Genomic DNA, 7,282 nt, shown 5'->3' with positions numbered 1-7,282 from the left:
CCCGCGGATGCTCGCCGACCTGACCGGGGACGGCCGCGCCGACATCGTCGGCTTCGGCGACTTCGGGGTCTTCGTCTCGCTCAACAACGGCGACGGCACCTTCGGTCCGGTCACCCAGGTCGTCGACAACTTCGCGCACGAGGCCGGCGGCTGGCGGGTCACCAAGCACCCGCGGATGCTCGCCGACCTCACCGGCGACGGGCGCGCCGACATCGTCGGGTTCGGCGACTTCGGGGTCTTCGCGTCGCTCAACAACGGCGACGGGACGTTCGGCTCCGTCACGCAGGTGTCGGACAACTTCGCCCACGAGGCCGGCGGCTGGCGGGTCATGAAGCACCCGCGCACGCTCGCCGACCTCACCGGCGACGGGCGCGCCGACATCCTCGGGTTCGGCGACTTCGCGACCTTCGTCTCGCTCAACAACGGCGACGGCACCTTCGGGCCGGTCACCCAGGTCGTCGACAACTTCGCCTACGAGACGGGCGGCTGGCGGGTCACGAAGCACCCGCGCACGGTCGTCGGGTAGGAGCCGCACGACGACGATCGCCTCCGGGGAGCAGCTGCTCCCCGGAGGCGATCGGCACGTCGGAACAGCCCGCTCGGCTCCCCGGCACGCTCACGCGTCCGTCGTGACCTCCGCCGACGCGAGCGGCACGTCGAGCCCGACGACGCCGAGCTCGACCCGGCTGATGCCGTCGAGCGGCAGGGCCGACGAGGCGCCGAGCCCCGCCGCGACGCGCGAGCCCGTGCTCGTCCACGTCGCCACGACCGTCCGCTCCCCCGCCTCGTCGACCAGCACGAGCGTGTAGACGCCGACGGCCAGCTCGGCCGCCTCGTACTCGCACGACCAGTCGAGCCGCGTGCCCCAGCGGGCCGGGACGAGCGTGAGGTCCGCGCTGACGCCGGACTGCCCGACGGGCGTCAGCGTCACGGTCCGCGCCTCGGCCTCGGCGACGACCGCGGGTGCACGCTCGTCGTCCCCGAACCGGGCGGTCGCCGCGCCGCCGAGGCCGCTCGCCGCGACCAGCCCCACGGCGGCGACCGCGAGGAGCGTGCGTCGGCGGCGGGTGCGCCGCTGCGCCGCGTGCGCGAGCGAGGCGATCGGCACGAGCGTCGGCGACGCGTCAGCGTCCGCCCCACCGGACCGGGACGCGGTGGACGCCCCCCTGCCGGCGGCACCGGACCCGTCCGCGCCCACCGGCTGCGGGTCCGGCAGCGCCACGTCGGCCGGCACCATCCCGAGCAGCGCCGGCATCCCCGCGAGGTCGCCCACCGCCTCGCGGCACGCCGGGCAGCCCGCGAGGTGCTGCTCGAACTCGCGCCGCTCGTCGGGCGCGAGCGCTCCGAGCACGTACGCGGCGTCCCACTCGCGGTACGGGTCGGCGGTCATGAGGTCACCCCTCTCTCCTGGAGCGCGAGCCGCAGGGCGCGCAGCGCGTAGTGCAGTCGGGACTTCACGGTGCCGGGCGGGATCCCGAGCTCCGCGGCGAGCTCGGCGACGGAGCGTCCCCCGTAGTACGCCCCGACGACGACCGCCCGGTGCTCCGCGGACAGCCCGTCGAGCGCGTCGCCGACGAGCCACGCGTCGAGCACCGCCTGCGTGCCGTCGCCGGTCGGGGCGTCCGGCACGTCCCCCGTCGTGAGCTCGCGCCGCCGGTGGGCGCTGCGCACGTCGTCGACCACGAGGTTGCGCGCGACCGTGAACAGCCACGCGCGCACCGACGCCTCGGAGCGGGTCAGCACCTCGGGGTTCCGCCACGCGCGCAGCAGCGTCTCCTGCACCACGTCCTGCGCGCGGGCGGGGTCCGTGAGGCGCACGACGTACCGGTGCAGCGCGGCGGCGTGCGCGGCGTGCACGGCACGCAGCAGCTCGTCGGCGTCGGCGTCGGGGGTCATCGGGTGCTCGTCGGCCCGCCGTCAGCCGGCCGTGAGCCGCAGGTCGAACTCGACGGCCCCGGTGTCCTCGACGCTCACGAAGCCGAGGTTCGGTGCCTCGACGCCGTAGTCGGCGAACGTCACGGGCACGGAGCCGATCACCTGGACGGCGTCGCCCGACGCCGCGATCTGCGCGTCGACGGTGACGGGCTGCGTGACGTCGCGGATCGTGAGCTCGCCGACGAGCTGCGCGCTCGTCGCGCCCTCCTCGAGCTCGACGGGCTCGGTGAGCTCGAACGTCGCCGTCGGGTAGGTGTCGACCTGGAGCGCCGTGCCGCGGAAGTAGTCGTCGCGCCGCGCCTCGTCGGTCGCGATGCTCGCCATGTCGACCTCGACGGTCGCCTCGGTCAGCGAGCCCTCGGCGACGGTCAGCGTCCCGGTCACCTCCTCGGTGCGCCCGGTGACCGTGATGTCGTTGCCGCTGAGCACCTCGTCGACCCGGTACCCCGCAAACGAGCCCTCACCGATCGTCCACGTGCCGTCGGTCGCGGCGGGCGCCTCAGTGCCCTCGGCGGCCGCGGTCAGCGTGGGCGCCGCGTCGATCCGGCTGTTCTGACTGTCCGCGTACAGCCGCGGACCCACGATCAGCCCCGCCGCGAGCACCACCACACCGACCCCCGCACCCGTGATCACCTTCGTGCGCTTGTCCATCGTCCTGCCTCCTGCCGCCGTCCGCCCCCGTCGCGACCCGGTCGAGGCCGCCACCCGGTAGACGAGACGCAGGGTCCGATGGTTCACCACGTGTCTGAGAGCGGCCCGCGAGACGGGGTGACGCGACGGGTCGAGCGCGACCCGGGGCTCGACCTCTCCTCGGCGCCGCGGACCCGGTGGCCCCGGACCGCGCGGGCCGAGACGATGCCGGCTGTTCACGCCTGCGGCCCGTCCGCTGGGAGGAGCTCGCGCTCGTCGACCAGCACCGTCGCTTCGTCGCCGACCCGGAGGCCTACCGACGCGGGGACTGGTGAACGGCCGGGGGCGCGCGCGAGGATGCCGGGGACGGGATCGTCCGGCGCGTGCGCCGTCGGTTCCCGGAGCACCCGCGTCGTACCCCCGAGAAGGAGGGCGAGCGTGACGAGCACGACAAGCGCACCGACCCGGTCCCGCCCACGGCCTCTGTGGCTCGTCGCCACCGCCGTCGCCGTCGTCGCCGCGGCCGCGATCTGGGGTTACGCCGTGCCGCGCGAGGTCGTCTGCCCCGCGATCTACCCGGCGCCCTACCCGTGCACGCAGGAGCACCGCGTCGGGACGGGCGTGCTCTGGACCGTCGTCCTCGCGATCGCCTACGCGGTGGCGCTCGCCGTCACGCTGACGGTCGGCCGGCAGCGGCGGCCCCTCGCGGCGGCGGCGGTCGTCGTGCTCGTGCTCTGCGCGGTCGTCGCCTACACGGTGGTCCTGTCCTCGACCGGGTACGTGCTCTGACCTGCGCGGGGGCCCGCACCCCTTGAACCTCACGCGACGTGAGGGCCTAGCGTCACGAGGAGCGGCACCGGCCGGCGCCGCTTGCGGGGCACGGCACGCGGAGGAGCGGACGATGACACGGATGGTCCCGTACCTGACGGTGCACGACGGCGCTGCGGCGATCGAGTTCTACGCCGCCGCGTTCGGCGCGAAGGAGACCGGCGAGCGGTACGACGAGGAGGACGGCCGGATCGGGTTCGTGGCCCTGGAGATCGACGGCGAGCCGCTGTACCTGTCGGACGAGAACCACGAGTACGGCGCGTACGCACCCCGGACCCTCGGCCACGGCACGTCGTCGGTCGTGCTGCACGTGGGCGACGCCGACGCGACCTACGCACGCGCGGTCGCCGTGGGCGGGACGGTGGACCGGGAGCCCCGCGACCAGGGGGACGAGCGGCGCGGCTGGCTCTTCGACCCGTTCGGGCACCACTGGGCGATCTGCTCGCCGCTCGGCTGAGCGGTGGGTGCCGCGGTGGACGACGACGGCGCCTCCTGGCGGGTCGGCGACCTCGCGCACGCGTCCGGCCTGACCGTGCGCACGCTGCACCACTACGACGACGTCGGCCTGCTGCGGCCCGAGCGGACCTCCGCCGGCCACCGCGTCTACCGCCGCGCGCACGTCGAGCGGCTGTACCGGATCAGCGTGCTGCGCCGGTTCGGGGTGTCGCTCGACGACATCGCCGCGGCGCTCGACGACCCGGGCTGGAGCCTCGACGGCGCGCTGCGCGGTCAGCTCGCGGCGCTCGAGGACCAGGTGCTGCGCACGGAGCGGCTGCTGCACCGGCTCACGGACGTCACGTCCGGCCTGGCGGAGGCGTCGTCGGGCGGGGACGACGCCGGGCCGCCCGCGTCGCCCCGGAGCAGCGACGTCGACGCGTGCCGGCGGCTGCTCGCCGTGCTGGAGGACACCGCCGTCGTCGCGACCGAGCCGCTGCGCCGCATCGCGGTGCTCGTCTACGCCGACCTCGAGGCCGCGCACCGCCACCTCGTCGACGTCTTCGGGCTCGCGCCCGGCCCGCTGCACCGGGACGACGACGGGACGGTCGTGCACGGCGAGGTCCGCACCGCCGACGGCATCGTGATGCTGCACCGCGTCGCCCCCGAGTGGCGGCTCGCGTCCCCGGCGACCCTCGGGGCGGCCACGGGGATGCTCGTCGTCACGGTGCAGGACGTCGACGCGCACCACGCGGCCGTCGTCGCGCGCGGCGGCACGGTCACCTACCCGCCGACCGACCAGCCGTACGGGGTCCGCGAGTACGGTGCGCTCGGCCCGGAGGGCGAGCCGTGGTCGTTCTGGTCGCCGCTCACCGAGCCGCCCCCGGCGTAGCCGAGACGGGGACCGCGGGCGGAGGCACGATCGTCGCGCCCGCGGCTCCCCGCACGGGCGGGCTCACAGCACGACGACGCCCTTGCCCCCGACCACCCCGGCCTCCATGTCGCGGTGCGCGTCGGCGATGTCGTCGAGCCGGTACGTGCGCCCGAGCGGGACGCGCGCCCGGCCGGCGGCCACGGCGTCAAGGAAGTCCTGCAGCACGTCGGCGGGCAGGTCCGCGGCGGTGCCCGAGTACGCGGTGAGCCGCACGCCGTTGGGCAGCCAGGCCATCGGGTAGAACTCGGGGATCGTCCACTCGTCGGAGAGCATCCCGGTGAAGCACGCGGTGCCGCCGGTCCGCACGGCACGGAGCGTGTCCCGGAGCGTGGTGGCGCCGACGAGCTCGACCGCGCCGTCCACTCCCCCGGGCACGAGCTCACGCACCCGGCCGGCGAGCGACCCGTCGTCGACGAGCGCGTGGTGCGCGCCGACGTCCTCGAGCAGCCCGAGCCGGTCCGCCGAGCGCGTGGTCGAGAGCACGGTGAGCCCGCGCAGGTGGCCGAGCACGGCGAGCGCGAGCCCGACCGACGACGTCCCCCCGCGCACCAGCACGGTGTCGCCGGCACGCGCCTGCAGCCCGACGGCGAGCGAGCCGTGCGCGGTCTGCAGCATCTCCGGGACCGCGCCGAGCACGTCCCACGGCAGGTCGCTGCGGAACGGCACCACCTGCGCGGCGGGCACCGCGACGAGCTCCGCGTAGCCGCCGTCGCGCTCCCGCCCCATGCCGCCCATCAGGGTCACGACCTGCGTCCCGACCGCGAGCTCGCCGCCGGGCGCCGCCTCGACGACGCCCGTCGCCTCGATGCCGGGGATGCGCGGGAAGGACCCGGAGTACGCCTGGCCGCGGCGGAAGTGCAGCTCGGACCGGTTGAGCCCGAACGCCCGCACGCGGATGAGCACCTCCCCGGGCGCCACCTCGGGCACGGGCACGTCGCGGACCCGCAGCACCTCCGGCCCGCCCGGGGCGTCGACGACGACGGCGCGCATGCGGGCGGTCACGCGGTCACCGCCGCGGCGGTCAGGCGTGCGTCGAGCCGGCCGAGGACCTCGGTGGCGGCCGCGAGCGCCGCAGCGGTCTCCTCACCGAGGTGCTCGCGCATCGCCCCGTCGAGCAGCGCCGTCCCCGTCGCGAGCGCGTCCCGCCCCGCGGGCGTCAGCTCGACGAGCGACGAGCGGCGGTCGTCCGGGTGCGGGCGCCGGGTGGCGAGCCCGTCGCGCTCGAGCCGGTCCACGAGCTTGCTCGCGGCACCCACGGTGATCCGCAGGTCCGCGCGCACGTCCTGCACGCGCGCGCGGCGGTCGTGGTGGTCGACGACGCGGAGCGCGGACAGCCGCGCGAGCGACACGCCCCCGCCGTCGCGCAGCCGGTCCTCGAGGTGGTTCCAGAGCTCGGTCTCGTACCGGACGAGCAGGTCGAAGAAGTCCATGCGGGTCAGAACTCGATGCCCCGGAACTATATTCCAGGTGATCTTTCTCCGCGTGCACGACGGCTCGGCGGCTTGAGCGCGCGAACTCCCGCACCTGGCCGACGACGAGCGCGATCACGAGGCCGAGGGTGGCGCCCGCGATGATCCGCCCCGCTTCGCCGGAGGCGCTGCCGAGTGCGACCACCAGCCCGATGAGGAGCGCGACCGCGACGAGGGTGCGGGCAAGACCACGCCGCCGGGCGAGAGCCCATCCGAGCGCCGCGGCGACCAGCGCCGCTCCCACGACCAGCATGCCCACCACGTTCCGCCCCCTGCCGCAGCTCGTCGGCCCCCAGAGGTCCGAACGTACCGCCCCGTGCCCGGCACATAGATGCGCCGACGGCCCCCGACGACCTGGTCCGCTCAGCGGCCGGTTCCGAGACCTTCCCGCGCGCGACCGTCCCGCACCAGACTCGGGGCATGACGCACCCCCAGCCCCGCCGCATCCGACGCCCGTGAACGCCGACGACGCCCTCGCCGCCGTCGTGCGCGAGCTCTGGGCGCTCGGCGCGAGCCTCGGCCGCCCCCCGGAGCCGACGCCCGAGGTCGACCCGTGGGACGAGGCCGACCCGTACCCGGTCGGTGACGTCGTCGCCGTGGTGGCGTTCGGGGGCAGCCCGTCGGTCGTCGTGCGGCTCGACCGGCTCGGCGAGGACGAGATCACGATCGAGGACGTGCTCGACGTCGACGTCCCGCGCCGCGACGTCGTGGCCGCCGTGGAGTCGGTGCTGACCGGGCAGGCGTGGATCGAGCGGCCGCGGCTCCCCGCGCTGCTGCGGTGGGTCGGCGTGATGTTCGGGTCGGCGTTCCCCGGGTCGGTGCGCATCCCCGGGGGTGACGAGCGGACGTACTCCGCGCCGCTCCCCGCGGCGGTGTCGAGCGGGTGGCTCGCGCGGCTGCCGTCCGTCGAGGAGCCGGGACGGGACGCGCGGCGGTGGCACCGGCCGTGACCCGTGAGCCCGGGCGAGCCACCGGGCTCGGCAGTCCGAGGGCTCGGCAGTCCGAGGGCTCGGCAGTCCGAGGGCTCGGCAGTCCGAGGGCTCGGCAGTCC

Annotated in this window: 10 protein-coding genes; 5 read left to right on the top strand and 5 right to left on the bottom strand. The window is 75.7% G+C overall.

Annotation, left to right across the window (positions count from 1 at the left end; translation table 11 throughout):
• Window positions 1-526: FG-GAP repeat domain-containing protein (locus tag CCE01nite_RS07030; protein ID WP_141372118.1), on the top strand; the 526-nt coding region annotated here is incomplete at its 5' end.
• Window positions 527-616: 90 nt separating this feature from the next.
• Here CCE01nite_RS07030 and CCE01nite_RS07025 read toward each other — a convergent pair.
• From CCE01nite_RS07025 to CCE01nite_RS07015, 3 genes are read right to left on the bottom strand one after another with little or no spacing between them, the layout of a single operon-like run.
• The gene (locus CCE01nite_RS07025) at window positions 617-1,390 is read right to left on the bottom strand and encodes an anti-sigma factor family protein (protein ID WP_034626158.1); all 774 of its coding nucleotides are present in this window, start codon (window positions 1,388-1,390) and stop codon (window positions 617-619) included.
• Complete coding sequence (locus CCE01nite_RS07020) at window positions 1,387-1,896, bottom strand: sigma-70 family RNA polymerase sigma factor (RefSeq protein ID WP_034626160.1); 510 nt, start codon at window positions 1,894-1,896, stop codon at window positions 1,387-1,389. Before CCE01nite_RS07020 ends, CCE01nite_RS07025 begins: the two co-directional genes overlap by 4 nt.
• Window positions 1,897-1,917: 21 nt before the next feature.
• Window positions 1,918-2,586 carry a YceI family protein gene (locus tag CCE01nite_RS07015; protein WP_034626162.1) on the bottom strand — a complete coding sequence of 223 codons (669 nt, stop codon included), beginning with the start codon at window positions 2,584-2,586 and terminating at the stop codon, window positions 1,918-1,920.
• 417 nt (window positions 2,587-3,003) lie between these two features.
• On the opposite strand from CCE01nite_RS07015, the gene CCE01nite_RS07010 reads away from it, so the two are divergent.
• The 3 genes from CCE01nite_RS07010 to CCE01nite_RS07000 all read left to right on the top strand — a co-directional run bounded on the left by CCE01nite_RS07010 (window position 3,004) and on the right by CCE01nite_RS07000 (window position 4,720).
• Window positions 3,004-3,354, top strand: a complete 351-nt coding sequence (locus CCE01nite_RS07010; RefSeq protein ID WP_034626167.1) for a hypothetical protein — start codon at window positions 3,004-3,006, stop codon at window positions 3,352-3,354.
• A 112-nt stretch (window positions 3,355-3,466) separates the two neighbouring features.
• Window positions 3,467-3,850: a VOC family protein gene (locus tag CCE01nite_RS07005; RefSeq protein ID WP_034626169.1), complete on the top strand. Its 384-nt coding sequence runs from the start codon at window positions 3,467-3,469 to the stop codon at window positions 3,848-3,850.
• A 15-nt stretch (window positions 3,851-3,865) separates the two neighbouring features.
• The gene (locus CCE01nite_RS07000) at window positions 3,866-4,720 is read left to right on the top strand and encodes a MerR family transcriptional regulator (protein WP_084142494.1); all 855 of its coding nucleotides are present in this window, start codon (window positions 3,866-3,868) and stop codon (window positions 4,718-4,720) included.
• A gap of 63 nt (window positions 4,721-4,783) precedes the next feature.
• Here CCE01nite_RS07000 and CCE01nite_RS06995 read toward each other — a convergent pair whose 3' ends face one another.
• Window positions 4,784-5,764, bottom strand: coding sequence for a zinc-binding dehydrogenase (locus tag CCE01nite_RS06995; protein ID WP_034626171.1), 981 nt, complete (start codon window positions 5,762-5,764; stop codon window positions 4,784-4,786).
• Window positions 5,761-6,192 carry a MarR family winged helix-turn-helix transcriptional regulator gene (locus tag CCE01nite_RS06990; RefSeq protein WP_052103586.1) on the bottom strand — a complete coding sequence of 144 codons (432 nt, stop codon included), beginning with the start codon at window positions 6,190-6,192 and terminating at the stop codon, window positions 5,761-5,763. Before CCE01nite_RS06990 ends, CCE01nite_RS06995 begins: the two co-directional genes overlap by 4 nt.
• A gap of 494 nt (window positions 6,193-6,686) precedes the next feature.
• Here CCE01nite_RS06990 and CCE01nite_RS06985 point away from each other — a divergent pair, with 494 nt between their 5' ends.
• Window positions 6,687-7,181: a hypothetical protein gene (locus tag CCE01nite_RS06985; protein ID WP_034626173.1), complete on the top strand. Its 495-nt coding sequence runs from the start codon at window positions 6,687-6,689 to the stop codon at window positions 7,179-7,181.
• Window positions 7,182-7,282: the final 101 nt, after the last annotated feature.

Origin of the sequence: Cellulomonas cellasea (assembly GCF_006538745.1) — a bacterium.
In the GTDB taxonomy this organism is placed as follows: domain Bacteria; phylum Actinomycetota; class Actinomycetes; order Actinomycetales; family Cellulomonadaceae; genus Cellulomonas_A; species Cellulomonas_A cellasea.
This window is presented reverse-complemented; position numbering and strand designations above follow the sequence as displayed.

Coding starts and splice junctions, on each gene's coding strand:
- CCE01nite_RS07020 (WP_034626160.1), bottom strand. CDS start 1,896: ATGACCCCCGACGCCGACGCCGACGAGCTGCTGCGTGCCGTGCACGCC.
- CCE01nite_RS07025 (WP_034626158.1), bottom strand. CDS start 1,390: ATGACCGCCGACCCGTACCGCGAGTGGGACGCCGCGTACGTGCTCGGA.
- CCE01nite_RS06990 (WP_052103586.1), bottom strand. CDS start 6,192: ATGGACTTCTTCGACCTGCTCGTCCGGTACGAGACCGAGCTCTGGAAC.
- CCE01nite_RS07005 (WP_034626169.1), top strand. CDS start 3,467: ATGACACGGATGGTCCCGTACCTGACGGTGCACGACGGCGCTGCGGCG.
- CCE01nite_RS07015 (WP_034626162.1), bottom strand. CDS start 2,586: ATGGACAAGCGCACGAAGGTGATCACGGGTGCGGGGGTCGGTGTGGTG.